This is a genomic window from Pseudomonas sp. CYM-20-01, assembly GCF_023169845.1.
GTDB lineage: Bacteria > Pseudomonadota > Gammaproteobacteria > Pseudomonadales > Pseudomonadaceae > Aquipseudomonas > Aquipseudomonas azotoformans.
The window spans coordinates 1,965,698-1,987,023 of record NZ_AP025169.1 but is presented as its reverse complement, the minus strand read 5'-3'; the positions used below and the strand labels follow the sequence as shown (position 1 = coordinate 1,987,023).

General features: G+C 63.1%; 21 protein-coding genes. 10 read left to right on the top strand and 11 right to left on the bottom strand.

Going from position 1 to position 21,326, the window contains the following annotated elements; translation table 11 throughout:
• Positions 1–71: 71 nt before the first annotated feature.
• The 3 genes from M2497_RS08915 to M2497_RS08905 are packed head-to-tail and all read left to right on the top strand — an operon-like array spanning position 72 to position 2,093.
• Positions 72–701, top strand: coding sequence for a carbonic anhydrase (locus M2497_RS08915; RefSeq protein ID WP_071496758.1), 630 nt, complete (start codon positions 72–74; stop codon positions 699–701).
• Positions 702–728: 27 nt separating this feature from the next.
• Positions 729–1,199 (top strand): cyanase, encoded by a 471-nt coding sequence (cynS, locus tag M2497_RS08910; protein ID WP_248486960.1) that lies wholly within the window; start codon positions 729–731, stop codon positions 1,197–1,199.
• 54 nt (positions 1,200–1,253) lie between these two features.
• Positions 1,254–2,093 (top strand): cache domain-containing protein, encoded by an 840-nt coding sequence (locus M2497_RS08905; RefSeq protein WP_248486958.1) that lies wholly within the window; start codon positions 1,254–1,256, stop codon positions 2,091–2,093.
• A gap of 9 nt (positions 2,094–2,102) precedes the next feature.
• Here M2497_RS08905 and M2497_RS08900 read toward each other — a convergent pair whose 3' ends face one another.
• Both M2497_RS08900 and pobA read right to left on the bottom strand, forming a co-directional pair.
• Positions 2,103–3,620: an MDR family MFS transporter gene (locus tag M2497_RS08900; RefSeq protein WP_248486956.1), complete on the bottom strand. Its 1,518-nt coding sequence runs from the start codon at positions 3,618–3,620 to the stop codon at positions 2,103–2,105.
• Positions 3,621–3,686: 66 nt separating this feature from the next.
• Entirely contained in the window at positions 3,687–4,871 is a 1,185-nt protein-coding gene (gene pobA, locus M2497_RS08895) for a 4-hydroxybenzoate 3-monooxygenase (RefSeq protein ID WP_248488184.1), read from the bottom strand.
• 189 nt (positions 4,872–5,060) lie between these two features.
• Here pobA and M2497_RS08890 point away from each other — a divergent pair, with 189 nt between their 5' ends.
• Positions 5,061–5,939: a helix-turn-helix domain-containing protein gene (locus tag M2497_RS08890; protein ID WP_092247288.1), complete on the top strand. Its 879-nt coding sequence runs from the start codon at positions 5,061–5,063 to the stop codon at positions 5,937–5,939.
• On the opposite strand, the gene M2497_RS08885 is transcribed toward M2497_RS08890, so the two are convergent.
• Together M2497_RS08885 and M2497_RS08880 are read right to left on the bottom strand one after the other, a co-directional pair.
• Positions 5,932–6,108, bottom strand: coding sequence for a hypothetical protein (locus tag M2497_RS08885; protein ID WP_248486954.1), 177 nt, complete (start codon positions 6,106–6,108; stop codon positions 5,932–5,934). The two genes, M2497_RS08890 and M2497_RS08885, sit on opposite strands and share 8 nt — an antisense overlap.
• A 98-nt stretch (positions 6,109–6,206) precedes the next feature.
• Positions 6,207–7,112, bottom strand: a complete 906-nt coding sequence (locus M2497_RS08880) for a LysR family transcriptional regulator (RefSeq protein ID WP_248486952.1) — start codon at positions 7,110–7,112, stop codon at positions 6,207–6,209.
• A 104-nt stretch (positions 7,113–7,216) separates the two neighbouring features.
• On the opposite strand from M2497_RS08880, the gene M2497_RS08875 reads away from it, so the two are divergent.
• Together M2497_RS08875 and M2497_RS08870 are read left to right on the top strand one after the other, a co-directional pair.
• A complete protein-coding gene (locus tag M2497_RS08875) occupies positions 7,217–8,083 on the top strand; it encodes an MBL fold metallo-hydrolase (RefSeq protein ID WP_248486950.1) in 867 nt (288 codons plus the stop codon).
• Positions 8,084–8,117: 34 nt separating this feature from the next.
• On the top strand, positions 8,118–8,732 hold the full coding sequence (locus M2497_RS08870; RefSeq protein ID WP_248486948.1) for an NAD(P)-dependent oxidoreductase: 615 nt from the start codon (positions 8,118–8,120) through the stop codon (positions 8,730–8,732).
• Positions 8,733–8,777: 45 nt separating this feature from the next.
• Here the strand turns inward: M2497_RS08870 and M2497_RS08865 are convergent, their stop codons facing one another.
• Positions 8,778–9,650: a LysR substrate-binding domain-containing protein gene (locus M2497_RS08865; RefSeq protein WP_248486946.1), complete on the bottom strand. Its 873-nt coding sequence runs from the start codon at positions 9,648–9,650 to the stop codon at positions 8,778–8,780.
• A 111-nt stretch (positions 9,651–9,761) separates the two neighbouring features.
• Between M2497_RS08865 and M2497_RS08860 the strand changes: the two genes are divergently transcribed.
• The 4 genes from M2497_RS08860 (at position 9,762) to M2497_RS08845 (ending at position 15,277) form a co-directional block, all read left to right on the top strand.
• Positions 9,762–11,387, top strand: coding sequence for a 5-guanidino-2-oxopentanoate decarboxylase (locus M2497_RS08860; RefSeq protein ID WP_248486944.1), 1,626 nt, complete (start codon positions 9,762–9,764; stop codon positions 11,385–11,387).
• Complete coding sequence (locus M2497_RS08855; RefSeq protein ID WP_248486942.1) at positions 11,384–12,826, top strand: aldehyde dehydrogenase family protein; 1,443 nt, start codon at positions 11,384–11,386, stop codon at positions 12,824–12,826. Before M2497_RS08860 ends, M2497_RS08855 begins: the two co-directional genes overlap by 4 nt.
• 190 nt (positions 12,827–13,016) lie before the next feature.
• Positions 13,017–14,204 (top strand): cyanate transporter, encoded by a 1,188-nt coding sequence (locus M2497_RS08850; protein ID WP_248486940.1) that lies wholly within the window; start codon positions 13,017–13,019, stop codon positions 14,202–14,204.
• Positions 14,205–14,341: 137 nt separating this feature from the next.
• Entirely contained in the window at positions 14,342–15,277 is a 936-nt protein-coding gene (locus tag M2497_RS08845) for a LysR family transcriptional regulator (RefSeq protein ID WP_248486938.1), read from the top strand.
• A 3-nt stretch (positions 15,278–15,280) separates the two neighbouring features.
• Here the strand turns inward: M2497_RS08845 and M2497_RS08840 are convergent, their stop codons facing one another.
• The 6 genes from M2497_RS08840 to M2497_RS08815 all read right to left on the bottom strand — a co-directional run bounded on the left by M2497_RS08840 (position 15,281) and on the right by M2497_RS08815 (position 21,324).
• Positions 15,281–15,643: a 5-carboxymethyl-2-hydroxymuconate Delta-isomerase gene (locus M2497_RS08840; RefSeq protein WP_248486936.1), complete on the bottom strand. Its 363-nt coding sequence runs from the start codon at positions 15,641–15,643 to the stop codon at positions 15,281–15,283.
• Positions 15,644–15,698: 55 nt separating this feature from the next.
• A complete protein-coding gene (locus tag M2497_RS08835) occupies positions 15,699–16,622 on the bottom strand; it encodes a LysR substrate-binding domain-containing protein (protein WP_071488956.1) in 924 nt (307 codons plus the stop codon).
• A 58-nt stretch (positions 16,623–16,680) separates the two neighbouring features.
• Complete coding sequence (locus M2497_RS08830; protein ID WP_248486934.1) at positions 16,681–17,997, bottom strand: MFS transporter; 1,317 nt, start codon at positions 17,995–17,997, stop codon at positions 16,681–16,683.
• Between the two features lie 55 nt (positions 17,998–18,052).
• Positions 18,053–19,375: an MFS transporter gene (locus tag M2497_RS08825; RefSeq protein WP_248486932.1), complete on the bottom strand. Its 1,323-nt coding sequence runs from the start codon at positions 19,373–19,375 to the stop codon at positions 18,053–18,055.
• 73 nt (positions 19,376–19,448) lie between these two features.
• The gene (locus tag M2497_RS08820; protein WP_248486930.1) at positions 19,449–20,327 is read right to left on the bottom strand and encodes an SMP-30/gluconolactonase/LRE family protein; all 879 of its coding nucleotides are present in this window, start codon (positions 20,325–20,327) and stop codon (positions 19,449–19,451) included.
• 64 nt (positions 20,328–20,391) lie between these two features.
• Positions 20,392–21,324, bottom strand: a complete 933-nt coding sequence (locus M2497_RS08815; protein ID WP_248486928.1) for a 3-keto-5-aminohexanoate cleavage protein — start codon at positions 21,322–21,324, stop codon at positions 20,392–20,394.
• Positions 21,325–21,326: the final 2 nt, after the last annotated feature.

Genomic DNA, 21,326 nt, shown 5'->3' with positions numbered 1-21,326 from the left:
AATAAGCCGGTCTTGGACGCTATAGCTGAAAAATTCCATCCTTGCCCCATCAGCGACGCAAGGAGAACCCTATGCAAGACCTCATCAACGGCTTTCGCAAGTTCCAGTCAGAAGCCTTCGGCCAACGCAGCGACCTGTTCAAACACCTGGCCACCACCCAGAACCCCGGCACGTTGTTCGTGTCCTGTTCCGACAGCCGGGTGGTCCCGGAACTGCTGACCCAGCAGGAACCCGGCGATCTGTTTGTGATCCGCAACGCCGGCAATATCGTGCCGTCCTACGGCCCGGAGCCGGGCGGTGTGTCGGCCACGGTCGAATACGCAGTGGCGGTGCTGGGGGTGCGCGATATCGTGATCTGCGGCCATTCCGACTGCGGCGCCATGACCGCGATCTCCACCTGCAAATGCCTGGACCACCTGCCGGCCGTGGCCAACTGGTTGCGCCACGCCGAGTCGGCCAAGCTGATCAACGCCGCCCGCGAGCATGCCTCGGACGCCGCCCGCCTGAGTTCATTGGTGCGCGAAAACGTGATCGCGCAACTGGCCAACCTCAAGACCCACCCTTCGGTCGCCCTGGCGCTCGGGCAAGGCCGGCTGACCCTGCATGGCTGGGTGTACGACATCGAGACCGGCGCCATCGACGCCCTGGACCAACGCAGCGGTGGCTTCGTGTCGCTGCTGGATCAGATTCACGCGGCCTGACCCCCTTCCAACCCAGAGGACACCACCATGTTGCAATCCCACTTCACCCAAACCCCACGCTTGGCCCTGGCCGACACCGTGATCGAACGCAAGGCGCGCAAGAACCTGTCCTGGCAGGACCTCACCGATGGCACCGGCCTGAGCCTGGCGTTCGTTACCGCCGCCCTGCTCGGCCAGCACCCGTTGCCCAAGGAGGCCGCTGATGTGGTGTGCGACAAACTCGGCCTGGACCAAGACGCCAGCCGCCTGCTGCAAAGCGTGCCCCTGCGCGGCAGCTTCCCCGGCGGTATACCGACGGACCCGACGATGTATCGCTTCTACGAAATGCTCCAGGTCTATGGCTCGACCCTCAAGGCCCTGGTGCACGAGCAATTCGGCGACGGCATCATCAGTGCGATCAACTTCAAGCTGGACATCAAGAAAGTCGAGGACCCGGACGGCGGCTCCCGCGCGGTGATCACCCTGGATGGCAAGTACCTGCCGACCAAACCCTTCTGAGTGGCCCACGACCGTCTACGCTCTTGTCACACCAACAAGAACGAGGGACCGGTAATGAAGGCACTGCTTCGACTCACCTGGCTGCTGCTGTTGTGTTTCAGCCAGGTGCACGCCGCAACGGCTCAGGGTGAGGACGCCCAGGCCGCCAAGGCACTGCTGGAAAAAGCCTTGGCGTACTACCAGAGCAATGGCGACAAGGCGTTTGCCGCGTTCAGTCGCCAGGGCGAGTTTGTCGACCACGACCGCTATGTCTTCGTGGTCGACACCCAGGGCGTGCTGCTGGCCAGTGGCGGCCCCTCCTCCGCCTTGATCGGGCGCGATGTATCCGAGGTGCTCGGGCCGGAGTTGCGCCAGTCATTCAAGGCTGCGCTGACGGTGCCTGAAGGCCAGGGCATCCAACAGGCCGATTACCGCTGGCAGAACTGGAACGACGGCAAGGTCGAGCACAAGCATGTGTTTTATCAGCGCGTGGGCGAACGCATCCTGGCGGTGGGTTACTACTTGCCCCGGGCCACGCCGGAACAGGCCAGGGCCCTGCGCAACAAGGCGGTGAACGCACTGCTCAAGGATGAAGCCGGCACGCTCAAGGCCATCAATTCGTTGCAAGGCGGTTTCCTGCAGGATGACCTCTATGTGTTCGTGGTCGACCTCGATACCCAGCGCTATGTGGCGCACGGCACCAACCTGCGCCTGATCAACACCGACTTCAGCAAGATCAAGGACCCCGACGGCAAGCCGGTGGGCGAGCCAATCCTGAAGCTGATGGCCGAGCAGGACCAGGGCGAATACAAATACCGCTGGAAAAACCCGGTGACCGACAAGGTCGAGAACAAGCACGCGTATGTGCGCAAGGCCGGGCATTTCATGGTAGCGGTGGGTTACTACAGCCCTTGAAACTCACGCTCAGCGTGCCTTGTCTTCGCGGCCGCGCAGCACCCGGTTGGGCATCGCGATTGCGGCCGCGAGCCCCAGCAGCGACACCGCCGCACTCACCATCAACAAATGCCGGAAGGTCACAGCCAGCTCCCCGCGCAGGGCGTCCTGCGCCGGGCCGGGGGCGGCGTTGAGGCCGTCGAGCAGCACATTGCCGGAACTGCCCTCGGCCACCAGCGCGCCGCTGGCCAGGTGGGCGAAGCTCGAGTCCTGCAACAGCGCCAGCAACAGCGCCGACATGCACGCTACCCCGACTGCTCCGCCGAGGGAGCGGAACAGGTTGGTGGTGCTAGTGGCGACGCCGATGTCGCGTTGTTCCACCGAGTTCTGCGTACCCACCAGCGAAGTGGGGAATTGCATGCCGGCGGCGATCCCGCACAGCAACATGAACATCGCCGTCAGCCCCACCGCCTGGGGCGCGCTCAAGGCCATGCCGAGAATCGCAAAGGGGCTCAGCAAGGCGCCACTGAGGATCATCGGTTTATAACGGCCGGTCACCGAGGTCATGCGCCCGGCAAAATAGGCGCCCATTGGCAAGCCCATCGCCAGGGGCAGCAGGTGCAGGGCCGCGCTGTCGGCCCCCGAGCCGGTCACCGTCTGATAGCGCAGCGGCATCAGCACCGTCAGGGAAATCGCCTGGAAGCTGGTGAAGAAAATCGTGCACCAGCACAACACCGCGCTGCGGTTGGCGAACAGATGCATCGGCAACAACGGCTCGCGTGCACGCCGCTCATGCCAGACAAACACCGTCAACGCCACCAGCGCACACGCCAGCAAGCCCAGCACCGAGTCACTACGCCAATGCTGGCCCTGGCCGATTTCGGTGATGCCCAGCAGCAAAGCGGTGAGGCCGATGATCATCAGCAACGTGCCGAGGTAATCGATGATCGGCTTACGCTGCGGCACCGGCAGCCCCACCAGGGTGCGATGGGCCACGTACCAGGCGCCGGCGCCCAGTGGCAGGTTGATCAGGAACACCCAGCGCCACGACAGGTACTCGGTCATGTAGCCGCCCAGTACCGGCCCGGCCACGCTGGCCACCGCGTACATACTGCTGAAATAGCCCTGGTAGCGCCCGCGTTCGCGGGGCGGGATGATGTCGCCGATGATCGCCTGGCTCACCGAGATCATGCCGCCGGCGCCGATACCCTGGAGGATCCGCGCCAGCACCAGTTGCTCCATGCTTTGCGCCATGCCGCAGAACAGTGAGGCCAGGGTGAACAGGCCCATGCCGATCAGCATCATCGGCCGGCGCCCGTACAGGTCGCCAAGCTTGCCGTAGATCGGCACCGCCACGGTCATCGCCACCATGTAGCCGGAGATGACCCAGGCCAGCAGGTTGACGTCGTGGAATTGGGCGGAGATCGCGGGCATGGACACGGCGACAATGGTCTGGTCCAAGGCCCCCAGGAAGATCGCCATCATCAGTGAGGCGAGGATGCTGCGCACAGCGGGCAGCGGCGGAACGGGCTGATTGAGGTGCGTCACGGCAAGACCTTCGAGCAAGGCCCGCGGGAAAAGGCGGCCCGCGGGAATGCTCGATACGATAGCAGGCTATTCGATAGCTTCGTAAGGAAGCCCGACGTAATTTTCGGCGATGGTCTTGCGCCCGGCCTCGGAGTGGATGAAGTAATCGAGCTCACTCTCGGCGATGCGCTGGCTGAAGCCATCCGCCTCGGGAAACTGATGCAGCATCGAGGTCATCCACCAGGAAAAGCGCTCGGCCTTCCACACCCGCCGCAGGCAGATGGCGGAATAGCGTTCGAGCAAATCCACCCGCCCCTCGCCGTAGACCTTGAGCAGAATCCGATACAGGGTACTCACGTCACTGGCCGCCAGGTTCAAGCCCTTGGCCCCGGTGGGCGGCACGATATGCGCCGCGTCACCGAGCAGGAACAGACGCCCGTACTGCATCGGCTCCACCACAAAGCTGCGCAGCGGCGCGATGCTTTTTTCGATCGACGGGCCGGTCACCAGGTCGGCTGCAAGGTGGCTGGGCAGGCGGGTTTTCAGTTCGTCCCAGAAGCGCGCATCGGACCACTCATCAAGCGCCTCCTCCACCGGCACTTGCAGGTAATAACGGCTGCGCGTCGGCGATCGCATGCTGCACAAGGCGAAGCCACGCGGATGTTTGGCGTACACCAGTTCAGGGTGAACCGGCGGCGTATCGGCGAGGATACCCAGCCAGCCGAAGGGGTAGACCCGTTCGAAAACGTTCAGTGATTCGGCCGGGATCGATTGGCGCGCAACCCCGTGGTAACCATCGCAACCGGCGATGTAGTCGCACTCCAGGCGAAAGGCTTCGCCCTGATGTTTGAAGGTCAGCCAGGGTCGATCACTTTTGAGCTCGTGGGGTTGCACGTCATGGGCTTCATACAGGGTGATGGCGCCCGCGGCAGCACGGGCGGCCATCAGGTCGCGGGTGACTTCGGTCTGGCCGTAGATCATGACCGTCTGGCCGCCGGTCAGCGCCTTGAGGTCGATGTGGGTAAGCTGGCCATTGAGCGCCAACTCGAAGCCCTCATGCACCAGGCCTTCGTTGTCCATGCGCTGGCTGACGCCCGCCTGCCGCAACAGGTCGACCATGCCTTGTTCCAGCACCCCGGCACGGATGCGGCCTTGTACATAGTCGGCGCTCTGACGCTCGAGGATCAGGGTCTGGATACCGGCGTTGTGCAGCAGTTGGCCGAGCAACAGTCCGGAAGGACCGGCGCCGATAATGGCGACTTGGGTTTTCAGCGTTTTCATTATTTTTATGGCCCGCAAGTTCCACCCGAACGGATTGAGTGAAAGAGTTGTCATTGGTCTTGTTGCTGACATTTTTCACTTGAGTGGCCGGCATAAGAAGGTGAAAACTGAGCCAAAGCCTGCGCTTTTTGCCAATTGGGGCGATTACCGCACCACTCTCCTGGGTATCGGATTGAAACCATGACCAAAACCGCGATTCCGGTCTTCAAGCTTTACGGGGAAAACCAGCAATGGCCAACCCCCGATTTGTTGCACTGCGAAACCATTTCCCGACGCAGTCGGGAATACCAGTGGGAAATCCAGCCCCACCGGCACGCGGATCTGTGCCAGTTGCTGTATGTGCACAAAGGTCAGGCACAATTGGAAATCGAAGGGCAGCGCACCACGCTGAACGAAGCGACGCTGCAAGTCCTGCCGCCGCTGTGCGTGCACGGTTTTCGGTTTCCCGAGGATGTCGAAGGCTACGTGGTGACACTCGCGGCGCCGCTGGTCAGCCACCTGCAGACACAACTGGGGGCGACGGTGGATGGTTTGCAGTCCCTGGGCAGTTACCCGGCGGGCAAGGACAGTGATTACCTGAACAGCCAGTTCGCCCGCTTGCAGGATGAATACGCCGACGCACAACCGGCCAGGGACATGATGATGCACGCGCTGGTCAGCGTGCTGCTGGTGTGGATCAGCCGCCAGGCCATCCAGAAGCGCCACCCACGGGCGCCGAGGGGGCGTGAATACTTCCGCCGCTTTACCCAATTGGTGGAACAGCATTACCGCGAACACCCGAAGATCGAGGACTTGGCCCACAAGCTGGGCATCTCGGTCTCACACCTGAACGGCACCTGTCGGGAATTGGGTGGGCAACCCGCGCTGCAGATCATGCACGACCGCCAATTGCTGGAAGCCAAGCGCCTGCTGACGTACACCAGCATGACCATCAATGAAATGTCGGAAGTGCTGGGTTTTTCCGACCCGACCAATTTCTCGCGGCTGTTCCGCCGACGGGTCGGGTTCTCACCCAAGGCGTTTCGCGAGCAACTCAAGGCTCAACAGCCGATTACCTGAGCGCACTGAAACTGCCGGTATGCGGCACGCATTGGTCCTGATGGCAGCTGATCGCAAAGGTCGGCTGCATACGGGTCTGCTCCACACGGAAGGCAGCAGTCCCGTAAAGCGCGCTGGCGATGGCGCACAGGGTGACAATCATCAGGTACTTTCTGGTTTTTATGCTCATGGCACAGACCTCTGCGGATCTACACGGTGCTGTTTAAAGCATAGGTCAACCAGGGCGAGTTGCCATTATCGGACGACATTCAACAGGTTTATGTCGTCCTAAAGACCAACGTCCCACGCAGGCTCCTCCGGAAACCTCAGCACCAGAAAATCCAACAGGCTGCGCAGCGCCGACGGCATGTGTTTGCGCGACGCATACACCGCGTAGATGTTCATCTGCCGGGGCTCGGCGTCGGGCAGCAGGCGCACCAGTTCACCCCGGCGGATGTAATCACCGGCCTGGTAAGTGGGCAGCATCGACACGCCGGCCCCGGCCAGCGTCACACGCAACAAGGTGCTGGCCTCGTTGGACGTGATGTTGCCGGTGATGGGCACCGAGACGTGCTCACCCTGCTCTTCAAAATGCCACAGGCTCTTGCCGAAATAGGAATGGGTGAGGCAGTTGTGCCCGGCCAGGTCTTCGACTTTCTGCGGGGCCGGATGGGCCAGCAGGTACGCCGGCGAGGCGCACACCACCGAGCGACACAGGGTCAGGCGGCGCGCAATGAGATTGGGGTCCAGGTCGTTACTGGTGCGGATGGCCAGGTCAATGCGCTCATCCACCAGGTTCACCGTGCGGTCGAGCATTTGCAGGTCGACGGTCACCAACGGGTAACGCTTGACGTACTCGGCGATGGCCTCGGCCAATTGCGCCTGGCCGAACGAGGTGCTCACGCTCAGGCGCAGCAGGCCACGGGGCGCGTCATCCGGCTCGCTGACGGCGGCTTGCATATCGCAGCACAGTTCCAGCAATTGTCGGCAGCGCGGCAGGGTTTCGCCGCCGGCCGCCGTAAGGCTGAGCTTGCGCGTGGTGCGGTGCAGCAGGCGCGCGCCGACCCAGTCTTCCAGCTCGGCCAGGTAGCGCGACACCACCGGGCGCGACAGGTCCAGATGATCGGCGGCGGCGGACTGACTGCCCAGGTCCACCACGGTGACAAACACGCGCATTGCTTGGAGACGGTCCATGATTTGCCCGATTTCAGAAACAAACTATGTCCCAGCATCGCATTTTTAGTCTGGTTTTGTGCAACTAAGCTCTGTGCATCCTTTACCGATGCTGGAGCTGCCCGATGTTCTCCCCCCTCAAGCGCCTGACCCTGGCCACCGCCGCCTTGGCCTTCGCCGCCCACGCGGCCGCCGCCGAGCTGAAGCTGGACGTGTACAACCCTGGCGACGCCGCGATCTTCCCGGTCACCTCGGTGCTGGTCAGCGGCGCCAAGGATGCGATCCTGGTGGACGCCCAGTTCGGCAAAGGCCAGGCCGAACAACTGGTGCAGAAGATCCACGCCAGCGGCAAACACCTGACCACCATCTACATCAGCCACGGCGACCCGGACTACTACTTCGGCCTCGACACCCTCACCACCGCCTTCCCCGACGCCAAGGTGCTGGCGCCGCAACCGGTGGTCGATCACATCAAGGCGACCGTGGCCGGCAAGCTTGCGTTCTGGGGCCCGAAAATGGGCGCCGACAAGCCGTCTAAAACCATCGTGCCGCAGGTACTTCAAGGCCACAGCCTGAGCCTGGAAGGCCAGCAACTGGAGGTGATCGGCCTGGACGGTCCGCAGCCGGACCGCAGTTTTGTGTGGATCCCGTCGATCAAGGCCGTGGTCGGTGGCGTGGTGGTCGCCGAAAACATTCATGTGTGGATGGCCGATACCCAGAGCGCGCAATCCCACAAAGACTGGCTGGCCACCCTGCAACGTATTGAAGACCTGAAACCGCGCACCGTGATCCCGGGCCATTACCTGGGTACGCCGTCCGTCCAATCGGTGAAATTTACCGCTGACTACATCAAGGCCTTCGACGCCGAAACCGCCAAGGCCAAGGATTCCGCCGCCCTGATCGCGGCCATGAAAAAACGTTACCCGACCCTCGCCGACGAAAGCTCGCTGGAACTGAGCGCCAAAGTCGCCAAGGGCGAAATGAAGTGGTGAACCGTTTCAAACCTTAACCGTACTGGAGAACGTCATGAGCAAGATCGCAATCATTGGGGCCACTGGCCGGGCCGGTAGCCAACTGCTGGAAGAAGCCCTGCGTCGCGGGCATAGCGTTGTGGCCATCGCACGTAACACCGACAAGCTGGCGGCGCGCCCTGGCGTCACCGTCAAGCAGGTGGATGCCCTGGACGCAGACGCCCTGCAACAGGCCATCAGCGGCAGTGACGTGGTGATCAGCGCCGCGCACTTCGCCACCCTGCCGGCCAGCGCGGTGATCGGGCCGGTGAAGAAAGCCGGAGTGAAACGCCTGCTGGTCGTGGGCGGTGCCGGTTCGCTGTTGCTGCCGGGTGGTGGTCGGCTGATCGACAGCGCGGGTTTCCCGGCTGAGTACAAAGCCGAAGCCAGTGCAGGCGCAGCGTTTCTCGACACGCTGCGTCAGGAAAAGGAACTGGACTGGACCTTCCTGTCGCCTTCGGCGGAGTTCGTCGAGACCGAGCGCACCGGGCAATTCCGCGTGGGCCAGGACGATCTGCTGGTGAGCAGTGAAGGTCGCAGCTGGATCAGCTTTGCCGACTACGCCATTGCCTTGATCGACGAAGTCGAATCGCCGAAGCACTCGCGCCAGCGTTTTACCGTCGGCTACTGAGATTTGGGAGGGGGCTTGCCCCCTCCCACATTTGAAATGTGAGTGTCAGGAGATTCTGGCCTGGCTGACCAACCAATCCATCAAGGCTTCAAGCCCCGCCGAAGGCTCGGTGCCCGGTGGATACACCAGGTAATAGCCCATCCCCGTCGGCACCCGCAGCTCAAACGGCGTCGCCAACCGCCCGGCCTTCAAATCCTCGCCAATCAACGCACGGTCGCCAATCGCCACGCCGGAGCCTTGCGACGCCACCGTCATCGCCAAATCCAGCGTCTCGAAATGATGGCCCTGGCTCAGGTTACTCAGTCGCGTCTTCGCCGCTTGCAGCCACAACGCCCAATCCCGTTCATCCCGCGTGGGGTGCAGCAGCACCTGCTGCTGCAAGTCCGCCGGGGTGTGCAAAACACCGAGCAGCGCGGGCGCGCAGACCGGGGTGAGTTGTTCGTCGAACAGATGGCGCGCCTCGGCCGACTGCTCGGCAATAGGCGCATAGATCACTGCCGCATCGAATTGCTCACGGCGAAAATCCACGGTGTAGGCCACGGTGGTGGTGAGCTCCACCGGTACGTCCGGGCGCGCCTTTTGCCACTGCATCAAGAGCGGCAACAGCCAGCGCATCACACAGGTGGAGGCCTTGAGCTGCAGGACCTGGCGGCGACTGCCGATCTGCTCCACTGCCTCGCCGATCAGGCCAAACACCTGCTGCGCGCGCAGCGACCATTCGCGGCCTTCTTCGGTCAGGCTCAAGCCCCGCGCCTGGCGTTGGAACAGCGTGTAGCCCAGGTGGCTTTCCAGCCCGGCAACCTGGCGGCTCACGGCGCCCTGGGTGATGTGCAGTTGCTCGGCGGCGCGGGTGAAGTTGCAGCACTGGGCCGTGACCCAGAAGGTGTGCAGCGCGGGCAGCGGCGGGAGGCGTTTCATCGGGGCGCAGCCATGACGTGAGGACATGGCTAGTATGACTTTTTATCGATTGTTGCCGCTACCGGCCAGCCGGTCCAATAACGCCTTATCTCAACAATAAGAGCGACGTTTATGGCGACCTGCGGCGAAGTACTGGTCAACCTTCTGGAAGGCTATGGCGTGGACCAGGTGTTTGGCATCCCCGGCGTGCACACCGTGGAGCTGTATCGTGGCCTGGCCCGTTCCAACATCCGTCACGTCACCCCGCGCCACGAACAGGGCGCCGGCTTCATGGCCGATGGGTATGCGCGCACCAGCGGCAAGCCCGGCGTGTGCTTCATCATCACCGGCCCCGGCATGACCAATATCACCACCGCCATGGGCCAGGCCTACGCCGACTCGATCCCGATGCTGGTGATCTCCAGCGTGCAGTCGCGCAGCCAACTGGGCGGCGGGCGCGGCAAGTTGCATGAGCTGCCGAACCAGGGCGCGATGATCGCCGGCGTGGCGGCGTTCTCCCACACCCTGATGTCGGCGGCCGAGTTGCCCGGCGTGTTGGCGCGTGCCTTTGCGTTGTTCCAGGCCGGACGACCACGCCCGGTGCATATCGAAATCCCGTTGGATGTATTGGTAGAAAACGCCGACGCACTGCTGGGCAGTGAACCGGTCAGCGTGGCGCGCGCCGGTGCCGCGCCATCGGCGATCAAGCAGATGAGCCAGTTGCTCGCAGCGGCCAGGCAGCCCTTGATCCTGGCCGGTGGCGGCGCCATCGATGCAGCCGCAGAACTCACGCAACTGGCCGAAGCCCTCGGCGCGCCGGTGGCCCTGACGATCAATGCCAAGGGCATGCTGCCTGCCAACCATCCGCTGTTGATCGGCTCGACCCAGACCCTGGTCGCCACCCGCGCCTTGGTCGCCGAAGCGGACGTGGTGTTGGCCATCGGCACCGAGCTGGCGGAAACCGACTACGACGTCACCTTCGCCGGCGGCTTCGGGATTCCCGGTGCGTTGCTGCGCATCGACATCGACCCGGACCAGACCGTGCGCAACTATCCGCCGCAGGTTGCCTTGGTGGCCGATGCACAAATCGCCGCCGAAGCGCTGCTGGTCGAGTTGAACAGCAAACCCTTGCCGCCCCGCAATCGCGCGTGGGGCGCTGCGCGTGTGGCACGCTTGTGGGCCGAACTGAACCCCGGCTGGGACGCCGCCACCCGCGCACAAACCCGGTTCCTCGACACCGTCCTGGAGGAGTTGCCCAACGCCGTGCTGGTCGGCGACTCGACCCAACCGGTGTACAGCGGCAACCTCACCCTGAACCTCGACCACCCGCGCCGCTGGTTCAACTCATCCACTGGCTACGGCACCCTGGGCTACGCCCTGCCCGCCGCTATCGGGGCGTGGCTGGGGCGTGGCAACGGGCAACCGGTGGTGTGCCTGATCGGTGACGGCGGCCTGCAATTCAGCCTGCCGGAACTGGCCAGCGCCGTGGAAGCGCGCACGCCGGTGATCGTGCTGCTGTGGAATAACCAGGGCTATGAAGAGATCAAGAAATACATGGTCAACCGCGCCATCGAGCCAGTCGGCGTGGACATCTATACCCCGGACTTTATCGGCGTAGCCAAGGCGTTGGGTTGTGCCGCTGAAAGCATCCAGGGCATCGCGCAGCTGCGTGCGGCACTGCGCAGCGCCGCCGATCGCCAGGGGCCAACACTGATTGAAATCGACCAAGGTCTGTGGATGAAGGAGGTGGCGGTATGAGCGCGGTGTTGAACGGGATCTACATCGACGGCGCGTGGCGAGCCGGCCAAGCAGTACTTGAGGTGATCAACCCGGCCACCGAGGCGGTATCGGCCCAGGTCAGCGTCGGCGACGCGACAGCGGTGACCCAGGCGGTCGACGCCGCCAGCGCGGCCTTCATCGAGTGGTCGAACAGCACCGGCCGTGATCGCGCCGCCCTGCTGCGCAAGATCGCCCAGGGCGTGAGCGAGCAGCGCGAACACCTGATGCACCTGCAATCGAGCAACAACGGCAAGCCACTGTTTGAAGCCGCAATTGATGTGGACGATGTAATCGCCACGTTCGAGTACTACGCCAGCGTTGCCGAAGAAATGGACGCCGCTCAGGACCAGCCGGTGGCACTGCCCAGCGATGACTTCAGCGCACGCCTGCGTCGTGAGCCCTGTGGCGTGGTGGGGCTGATCGTGCCGTGGAATTTCCCGATGGTAACCACCGCCTGGAAACTCGCCCCGGCCCTGGCCGCCGGCTGCTGCGTGGTGCTCAAGCCCTCGGAAGTCACGCCGTTGGCCGAGTTGCACTTGGCGCGGATTATCGCCGAGGCCGGCTTGCCGGCTGGAGTGTTCAACCTGGTGTGTGGCACAGGTTTGGCGGTCGGCGCACCGCTGGCAGCGGACCGTCGTGTGGCGAAAATATCGTTCACCGGCAGTAACGCCGTTGGCGTGCAGGTGATGCAACGCGCGGCCGAAACCATCAAGGGTGTGAGCCTGGAAATGGGCGGCAAGTCTTCGCTGCTGGTGCTGGCGGATGCCGACCTGGACCTGGCGGTGGAACTGGCCTGTGGCGGCGGTTTTTTCAACGCCGGGCAGATGTGTTCGGCCACCAGTCGCGTGTTGGTGGCTGACACGCTCGCCGATGAATTCCTGGTGCGTGTGCAGGCACGGGCTGAGGCCATTCGCGTGGCAGACCCGTTTGCCGATGACGTGGAAATGGGTGCGTTGATCAACCGCGCGCAGTATCAGCGGGTGCTGGGGCATATCCAGCGTGGCATCGAAGACGGCGCCCGCTTGCTGTGTGGCGGTGACCGCCCGACGGACTTGCCCAAGGGCTTTTTCATTCGCCCCACGGTGTTCACCGACGTACCCCTGGAAAGCGCGTTGTGGAACGAAGAGATCTTCGGCCCGGTGCTGTGTGTCCGCCGTTTTACCTCTGAGGCAGAAGCGATCACCCTGGCCAACGACAGCGATTTCGGCCTGGTGGCGAGTGTGGTCAGCCGCCATGCTGAAACCGCCGAGCGTGTGGCGAATGCCTTGCAGGCCGGGCTGGTGTGGATCAACGCGCCGCAAGTGATCTTCCCGCAGACCGCGTGGGGCGGTTACAAGCAGAGCAGCATCGGTCGCGAGTTGGGGCCGTGGGGGTTGGCGGCATTCCAGGAGATCAAGCATGTGATCCGCTCTATCTAATGTGGGAGGGGGCTTGCCCCCGATAACGGTGGGTCAGTCAAAGATTTGTTGGCTGACACACTGCCATCGGGGGCAAGCCCCCTCCCACAATTTTGATCAGCGCAATTTTTAGATAGACCTAGCGACTTTCTCATTTGCCCCACTCCCCCGCCCATGGCCTGATTCGCCCTTGTTCACTCAAGGGCCTCCCATGGAAACCGTTCACGCAAAACCCACCACCGCCCTCTGGCTGATGATCAGCGTCGTGCTGGTCGCCCTCAATCTGCGCCCGTCGATGGCGGCGGTCGGCCCGTTGTTGTCATCGATTCGCGGCGATGTGCCGCTGAGTTTCAGCAGCGCGGCGTTGCTGACCATGTTGCCGGTGATGGCCATGGGCTTGGCGATGTTTTTCGGCATGGGCCTGGCCAAACGCTTTGGCGAGCACCGCAGCATCGTGGCGTCCCTGTTGGTGATTGGCGTGGCCACGTTGTCGCGGCTGTTCCTCGATTCGGCGCTGGAGCTGATCGTCAGCGCCATCGCGGCCGGTGTGGGGATCGCGATGATCCAGGCGTTGATGCCGGCGCTGATCAAGTCGCGGTTCAGTGACAACGTTTCACTGTTCATGGGCCTGTACGTCACCGCGATCATGGGCGGCGCAGCACTGGCGGCGTCGTTCTCGCCGTTCGTGCAAGTGCAGACCGGCAGCTGGCGCATCGGCCTGGCGATCTGGGCCGTGCTGGCGGTGCTGGCGTTAGTGTTCTGGTGCGCGCAACGCTCGGTGCTACCGCCGTTGCCGCAAGCCGGTGCGGGCCCGCAGGAGTCGTTTTTCGGCAATGGCCGGGCCTGGTTGCTCGCAGTATTTTTCGGCCTGGGCACCGCCTCCTACACCTGCGTACTGGCGTGGCTGGCGCCGTACTACGTGGAGCAAGGCTGGAGCGAGCAGAACGCCGGCCTGCTGCTGGGCTTCTTGACGGCCATGGAAGTGGTCTCCGGCCTGGTCACCCCCGCCATCGCCAACCGTCGCCGGGATAAACGCGGTGTGGTGGCGGTGCTGCTGGTGCTGATCATCCTGGGTTTCTGCGGCCTGATCCTCAGCCCGCACCACCTGAGCCTGTTGTGGCCATGCCTGCTGGGCCTGGGCATTGGCGGCCTGTTCCCGATGAGCCTGATCCTGTCCCTCGACCACTTGGACAACCCGCGCCGCGCCGGTGGCCTCACCGCCTTTGTGCAGGGCATCGGCTACCTGATCGCCGGGCTGTCGCCGCTGATCGCCGGGATGATCCGCGATCAGCTGGGCAGTTTCGAGTGGGCCTGGTGGACGCTGACAGCAGTGATCGTGCTGATGCTGCTGATCGTCACGCGCTTCAATCCAAGGCACTACGCACGACATATCCGCTGAGGTCGTGTTGCAAACAGTATTTGTCTCACACCAAACATAGAAACGCCCTACAGAGCTTTCTAATGGCACGCTCGTTCCGTTAAGCTTTTGCGCTGTCTTGTACTGAGTTCGGTACAACAGGTTTACGGACGAAACCGATGCTAAACAGTAACTTGCTCAGAAAGCTCGATATGCAGGACTTGATGGTGTTTATCGCCGTCTACGACCAGAGCAGCGTTACCGAGGTGTCCGAAACACTGTTTGTCAGCCAGTCCACCGTGAGCTACAGCCTGAAGAAGCTGCGCACCAGCTTTGAAGACGAGTTGTTCATCAACACCCGGGCGGGCATGCGGCCAACGTATAAGGCCACCACCATGTACGGGCATGTGCAGAAAATCCTCGAAAGCATCAACCTGTGCCACGCCGGAGGCCAGGCCTTCGACCCGACCCAGAAGGCCGTGACGTTCAATGTGTGCGCGCCGGAATACTTCGAACAGTTGATCCTGCCGCGCTTGTTGAAGCACTTCGACCGTGCCGACCTGCCAGTGATCGTCAACGTGCAAAAGTTGGAAACCGACATCCCCGCCGACGACCTGCGCGAAGGCCGCCTCGACCTGGTGATCTGCTTCGGTCCCAATTTCCACCGCGCCCATAAAGACTTCCGCACCCAGATGCTGCTCGAAGACGACCTGGTCTGTGTGTTCGATAAACGCTCAGCGCCACGGGAACCGGCCTTCAGCCTGCAGTCCTTCGTCGAACGGCGTCATGTGTTCCCTACGCCGTGGACCTCCGACACCAACATGATCGATGGCTGGCTGGCGCGCCAGGCCCACAAGCGCCAAGTGATCGCCCGCGCCAACAGCTACAGCGCAGCGCTGAAGATGATCACCGGCACCGACTTCATCGTCACCTTGCCGCGCCGCGTGCAAAAACTGCTGGCGCCCGCCACCACGTTCGGCCATTGCGAAGCGCCCAACGGCTTGCCGGGGTTCACCCTGGAGATGCAGTGGAACGAAACCAGCGAACAGGACAGCGCCAATACCTGGTTTCGTGAGCAGGTGGTGAAGGTGTGTGCGGATCAGGGTTTGTTGTAAACCTTAGCCGACGGCGACCTTGCTGTAGCTGTCGCGGTCCATATCGACCAACAGGACACTCAGTTGAACCTGGATACCTTCCGGCCAGTCGCCCAGATCCTGCAGGGCTGCCAGCAGGCTTTCCGACAGCTGCTTCTTGACCTGCGGTGAGCGCCCGCTGAGCAGCGACAGCTTCACTGCGATAAACCCACGCGGGTCGAGGGAAGTGCCCACCTGGAACGTCTCGACCTTGACCGCACGGCTTTTGATATCGAACTCGGAACCGAACTGCCCGGACGCCATCAGCACGTTGTTGAGCCGCAACAGGGTCTTCTCGACGGCGAGGCCTGTCAGGTTGGCGGTGTATTCCAGGTGCAGGTGTGGCATGGATGGCTCCGAGTCTTTGGTAGGAAGATTCCTAGATATACCACGGATAAAAGCATCAGGCTTTGCTGGCCAGCCCTCTGTCACTCATAAACGCTTCAAGCCGCGAACGTACCCAGCGCTCAGCCGGGTCGGTGTCCACGTGGCTGAGCCAGACCATCGACAAATCCAGGGTCGGCGTTTCGAACGGGAACGGCTCACAGAACAGGTGGCCCGACACCGCCATGGCCTCGGCGGTGTAGTCCGGCAAACTGGCGATCAGGTCGGTGCCGGCGAGCAAGGCCGGCAGCGCGCTGTACTGCGGCACCGACAGTACCACATGGCGTTTGCGCCCAATCTCCGCGAGCCACTCATCGGCAAACCCCGACACGTTGGCGGTGTGGGACACCAGCACATGGGGCCGTGAGCAATATTCGTCGAGGGTCAGCGGTGTTTCCGAGGCATCGGCGCGCAGGATGCGCGGGCGGATATGGCGCAGCAGCTTGCGCTTGGCGTTCGCCGGCAGGCCCCGGGTCTGGGTGATGCCGACGGTGATATCGCCGGAGGCCAACAGGTCGGGAATACGCCAGTAGTCCACATGCTGCACCACAAACACCACTTGCGGCGCTTCCTGGCGCAAGGCGCGCAGCAGCGGCGGCAACAGGCCGAACTCCACGTCATCGGAGAGGCCGATGCGAAAGGTCATGGTGCTGATGGACGGGTCGAAATCGTGGGTCAGGCTCAAGGCCGATGACAACGAATCCAGGGCCGGCGACAGGTGCTGGATGATCTCCTCGGCCCGCGCCGTGGGCTCCATGCGGTGGCCGACGCGGATGAACAGCGGGTCGTTGAACAAGGTACGCAAACGGTTGAGGGCCGAGCTGATGGTCGGCTGGCCGAGAAACAGCTTCTCCGCCACCCGCGTCACGTTGCGCTCCAGCATCAGCGCTTCGAACACCACCATCAGGTTGATGTCGGCTTTGCGTAGTTCATTGCGATTCATCGGCGCCTGCCCTTTTCCCCAAGACAAGCCGCAGTGTAGAAAGGCCCGTTGCCGGCGTCTACGTGTAGGACGCTTCGCTGGCCTGGGCGCCACGCTCAGGCTCGTGCCCCATGCGCAAGCGCAGGGCTGCCACGGCCGCCACCACCAGCACCAACGCAATGACTTTCAAACCATTCATTGCATTGCCGGTACTTTGCTCGATCACGCCCATCACCGACGGCCCGACAAACCCGCCCAACAGCCCGCAGGCGTTGACGAACCCGAGCCCGCCCGCCAGCGCAACACCCTTGAGACGCGAAGCCGGGTACAGAAAAATGATCGACTGCACCACAAAGAACATCACCGCCGACAGGCAAAAACCGAGCAGGCTGAACACCGGCCCCGACACCGAGGCAATGCCCAAGCCCAACGCCATGGTCAACAGGCCCGTGACCAGCAAGCGGCGGCAACGCCCTGGGGTGGTGGCGAAACGCGGAATCAGCAGCGCGCCGAGTGCGGCCGCGATCCACGGCAAGGAGGTCAGCAGGCCGACGCTCATGGTGCTCAGTTCACCGTATTTGCTGATGATGCTCGGCAGGAAAAAGATCACCGTGTAGATGGTGATCTGATGGCAGAAGTACACAAAGATCGCCAGCAGGATCTGCGGGGTCAGCCAGTTCTTCAGCGAGTGACCGCCCGCGCCTGCGCCTTCTTCGCTTTCCCGGGCAATGCGCTGTTCGATCCCGCGCGCTTCCTCGACCGACAGCCACGGCGCCTTGCTCGGGCGGTCTGGCAGCTTGCACCACACCACCCAGGCAAACGCCACGGCCGGCAGGCCTTCAAGCAGGAACATCCACTGCCAGCCGTGCCAGCCGAGCAGGCCGTCCATGCGCATCAAGGCCGCGCCCACCGGGCCGCCGATGATGTTGGCGAAGCACACGCCGAGCAGGAAGTAACCGGTGGCCCGCGCCCGTTGTTCACGGTTGAACCAGTAGGTCAGGTACAGCATGACGCCGGGAAACAGCCCCGCTTCGGCGATGCCCAGCAACAGGCGCAGCACGTAGAACGACGTCTCGCCCTGCACAAACGCCATGGCCGCCGAGATCAGGCCCCAGGTCACCATGATCCGCGCGATCCAGAAGCGCGCGCCGACCTTGTGCATGATCAGGTTGCTGGGGATTTCCGACAGCGCATACGTCAGGAAAAACAGCCCCGCGCCCAGCCCATAGGCGGCAGCGGAAATGCCCAGGTCGACGTCCAGGTGATGCTTGGCCAGGGCGATGTTGGTGCGGTCCAGGAAGCTCAGGATGTAGGCGATGATCAGCAAGGGCATCAGCTTGACGAACATCAGTTTGTTCAACGCCTGCGGGGTGCGGGCGGCGGTGGCGGTAGTCATCGGCAGTTCCTCTTGGCGCCCCGCCAGGCGGGCTGGGGGGCGCATCGGTGTTGTTCTAGGAGTCGAGTTGCAGGGCCAACGCCTGGGGGCGATGGGAAAACAGTTGCAGCAGCGCGCCGCCGAGGGCACAGCCGGCCATCACGAAGAAACACACGGTGTAGCCATGCAGCGTGGTCCAGCCGCCGCCCATGGCAATCAGGCTGCCCATCAGCACCGGCGCCAGGCCGCCGCCGATAAACATCGCGGTGGTGATGATGCCGTTGGCGGTGGACGTCGCCGACGGCTCGGCCGAGTCGCAGGCCACCGCGTAGTAGATCGGCCACACCGCGTTGGCCACCAGGCCGAACAACAGTTGCACGACGATCATCAGGGTCAGGGTGTTGGCGAAGTAGAACGCGCCGACACTCGCCGCCATCCACACCCCGCAGATGATCAGGGTGGTGCGCCGGCCGATGATGTCCGACAGCGACGGCCACACCAGTTGCCCGAGAATGCCGGTGAGGGTGAACACCACGCTCATCCCCGCCGACTCGGCCAGGGACAATCCGGCGATGTTGTAGAGGTAGGCCGGCAGCACGATGTTCACGCCCATGTACACCACTTGGGTGAGCATCGTATTGCCCGCCGTGAGGGCGATATTGCGGTTGCGCAAGGTGGCGACGAAGGTACGCCAGGCCTCGCCCTTCACCGAACTGGCTGGGGCGTTGTCCGGCGGCGTCATGCCCTTGGCGGCGATGTCGACGTACAACGCGGTGATGCGCTCGGCGGTGGAATAGCGCGCCCAGAAAATCATCAGCGGCAGCGCCACCACGAAGGCGAAGAAGAACACGTAGCGCCAGTTGTCCTCGCCGAACACGGTGATGACAAAACTCGCGACGATACCGCTGAGCATCGCGCCAATCGGATAGCCCGTGTGGTGCGCGCCCAGGGCAAAGCCGCGTCGCTCCACCGGCCACCATTCGGCGGTGTTGCTCACCCCCACCGGCTCACCCCAACCGGCGCCGAGGTTGACCCCAACGCGCAGGGCAATGAAGGTGGCGAGGTTGCCGCTCAACGCTTTGAAGCCAGACAGGAACGAGATCGCCGTGTAGCCCAGCACCAACGGCACCTGGAAGCGCGCACGTTTCCAGCCGCCGCCGTAGCGGTCGCTCCACATGGAGCCGGGGATATCCAGCAGCGCCAGGGCCAGCATGACCACCGTGGCCACGGTGCCCCATTGGTCGGCGGATAAATCGAAATGCTTGGAGATGGTCGGCCCCAGGCGCAACACGATCTCACGGTCGTAGGCATTGAGAATCCAGATCATCCAACAGACCAGCAGCGACACCCAGGAATGCCGGTGAATGCTGCGCAGCGACGCTTTTTTGATAGTTGCCATGGGCCTCTCCAGGCGCGCGAGGGCGCGCACTGACACAAGGTTGCGAAGGAATATGCCTTGTCACACACACGCGCTAGCTGGCGAACCGTTGCTCGGCTATTCCTTGCACGCCCAACCCGGTAATGGCGAACAGCGCTCCGCGCTGCTGGCCGTCTGCCGGAAAACGCGGCAGCGGCGGCTTGGCCATGGAGGTCACAAACAGGGTGTCCAGATTCGGCCCGCCAAAGGTCAGGCTGGTGACCTTTTTCACTGGCATCTGAATGATGCGGTCGACCTGTCCATCGGGGGTGTAGCGCACCAGTTTCCCGGCATAGACCAGCGCCTGCCACAAACAGCCCTCGGCATCCACGGTGCAGCCATCGGCAGCGCCACCGCCCGAGGTGTCGACCTTGGCGAGGGTGCGGCGATTGCGCACATTGCCGGTGGCCAGGTCATAGTCGTAGGCCCAGATCTCGCCAGACCAGGTGTCGCAAAAGTAGAAGGTCTCGCCCGACGGACTCCAGCACGGGCCGTTGGACACGATGATGCCTTCGTCCAGGGTGTGCAGGCTCAGGTCGGCGTCCAGGCGGTAAAGCCTGGCGCTGGCGCTGTCTTCCTGGGTATCCATGGAGCCGAAGATAAAGCGGCCCTGGCGGTCGACCTTGCCGTCGTTGAGGCGGTTATCCGGCAGGTGCGGTTCCGGGTCGATGACCAGGTTGAGCCCGCCGCTTTTGAGGTCGAGGGTGTGCACGCCGTTTTGCAGGGCGACAATCGCCGACTCACCGTTATGGCGCAGGGCCATGGAGCCGATTTTCTGGCCGACCTCCCAGGCGCGCAGTTCGCGGCCATCGTCGGTGCAGCGCAGGATGCGGCCGTCGGCGCTGTCGATCCAGTACAGCCGTTGTTGCTCGACGTCCCACACGGGGCCTTCGCCCAGGGTGGTCTTGACGTCGACAAGCACTTCGATACGCATGGTGTGATCCCCTTATTGTTGTTGTGCGGGATGCAGGCCGCGCCGTGACGCGGCGGTTTTCGGATTAAAAATTGACCTGGTCGCGCCCTTTGAGCCCAAGGATTTCCCGCGCTTCATCGGGCGTTGCGACCCGATGGCCGAGGGCCTCGATCACCGTGCGGATACGTCGCACTTGGTCGGCGTTGGACGCGGCCAATTTGCCCGGGCCGTCCCACAGCGAATCCTCCAGGCCAACACGCGCATTGCTGCCCATGGACAGGCCCATGGTCGCCAGTGGAATCTGCCCACGCCCGGCGCCGAGGATCGACCACACATAGTCGTCGCCAAACAGGCGGTCGGCGGTACGCCGCATGTGGGCCAGGTCTTCGGGGTGCCCACCGATACCGCCACGCAAACCGAACACCGACTGGATAAACAACGGCGGCTTGAGCAGGCCGCGCTCCAGGAAATGCGCGGCGGTGTACAGGTGGCCGATGTCGTAGCACTCGATCTCGAAACGGGTGCGGTTCTCGGCACAGGAATTGAGGATGTGGGTGATGTCACGGAAGGTGTTGCGGAAGATCCGGTCGTCACTTTCTTCCAGGTACGGCCGCTCCCAGTCGTGCTTGAAGTCGGTAAAGCGGTTGAGCATTTCGTACAGGCCGAAGTTCATCGAGCCCATGTTCAGCGAGGCCAGTTCCGGCTTGAACTGCATCACCGGTTGCAGGCGCTCTTCCACGCCCATGGTCGGCGCGCCGCCGGTGGTGATGTTGATCACCACGTCGCTGGCGGCCTTGATCTGCGGCAGGAATTCGGCGAACAGCGCCGGGTCCTGGCTTGGGCGGCCGTCGTTGGGATCGCGGGCATGCAGATGAACAATCGCGGCGCCGGCTGCGGCGGCACCGATGGCGGCGTCGGCAATTTCCTGCGCGGTGATCGGTAGATGCGGCGACATCGACGGTGTATGAATCGCACCGGTGACGGCGCAGGTGATGATGACAGGACGATTTTTGGACATGA

Coding starts and splice junctions, on each gene's coding strand:
- M2497_RS08915 (WP_071496758.1), top strand. CDS start 72: ATGCAAGACCTCATCAACGGCTTTCGCAAGTTCCAGTCAGAAGCCTTC.
- cynS (WP_248486960.1), top strand. CDS start 729: ATGTTGCAATCCCACTTCACCCAAACCCCACGCTTGGCCCTGGCCGAC.
- M2497_RS08905 (WP_248486958.1), top strand. CDS start 1,254: ATGAAGGCACTGCTTCGACTCACCTGGCTGCTGCTGTTGTGTTTCAGC.
- M2497_RS08890 (WP_092247288.1), top strand. CDS start 5,061: ATGACCAAAACCGCGATTCCGGTCTTCAAGCTTTACGGGGAAAACCAG.
- M2497_RS08885 (WP_248486954.1), bottom strand. CDS start 6,108: ATGAGCATAAAAACCAGAAAGTACCTGATGATTGTCACCCTGTGCGCC.
- M2497_RS08880 (WP_248486952.1), bottom strand. CDS start 7,112: ATGGACCGTCTCCAAGCAATGCGCGTGTTTGTCACCGTGGTGGACCTG.
- M2497_RS08875 (WP_248486950.1), top strand. CDS start 7,217: ATGTTCTCCCCCCTCAAGCGCCTGACCCTGGCCACCGCCGCCTTGGCC.
- M2497_RS08870 (WP_248486948.1), top strand. CDS start 8,118: ATGAGCAAGATCGCAATCATTGGGGCCACTGGCCGGGCCGGTAGCCAA.
- M2497_RS08865 (WP_248486946.1), bottom strand. CDS start 9,650: ATGAAACGCCTCCCGCCGCTGCCCGCGCTGCACACCTTCTGGGTCACG.
- M2497_RS08860 (WP_248486944.1), top strand. CDS start 9,762: ATGGCGACCTGCGGCGAAGTACTGGTCAACCTTCTGGAAGGCTATGGC.
- M2497_RS08855 (WP_248486942.1), top strand. CDS start 11,384: ATGAGCGCGGTGTTGAACGGGATCTACATCGACGGCGCGTGGCGAGCC.
- M2497_RS08850 (WP_248486940.1), top strand. CDS start 13,017: ATGGAAACCGTTCACGCAAAACCCACCACCGCCCTCTGGCTGATGATC.
- M2497_RS08845 (WP_248486938.1), top strand. CDS start 14,342: ATGCTAAACAGTAACTTGCTCAGAAAGCTCGATATGCAGGACTTGATG.
- M2497_RS08840 (WP_248486936.1), bottom strand. CDS start 15,643: ATGCCACACCTGCACCTGGAATACACCGCCAACCTGACAGGCCTCGCC.
- M2497_RS08835 (WP_071488956.1), bottom strand. CDS start 16,622: ATGAATCGCAATGAACTACGCAAAGCCGACATCAACCTGATGGTGGTG.
- M2497_RS08830 (WP_248486934.1), bottom strand. CDS start 17,997: ATGACTACCGCCACCGCCGCCCGCACCCCGCAGGCGTTGAACAAACTG.
- M2497_RS08825 (WP_248486932.1), bottom strand. CDS start 19,375: ATGGCAACTATCAAAAAAGCGTCGCTGCGCAGCATTCACCGGCATTCC.
- M2497_RS08820 (WP_248486930.1), bottom strand. CDS start 20,327: ATGCGTATCGAAGTGCTTGTCGACGTCAAGACCACCCTGGGCGAAGGC.
- M2497_RS08815 (WP_248486928.1), bottom strand. CDS start 21,324: ATGTCCAAAAATCGTCCTGTCATCATCACCTGCGCCGTCACCGGTGCG.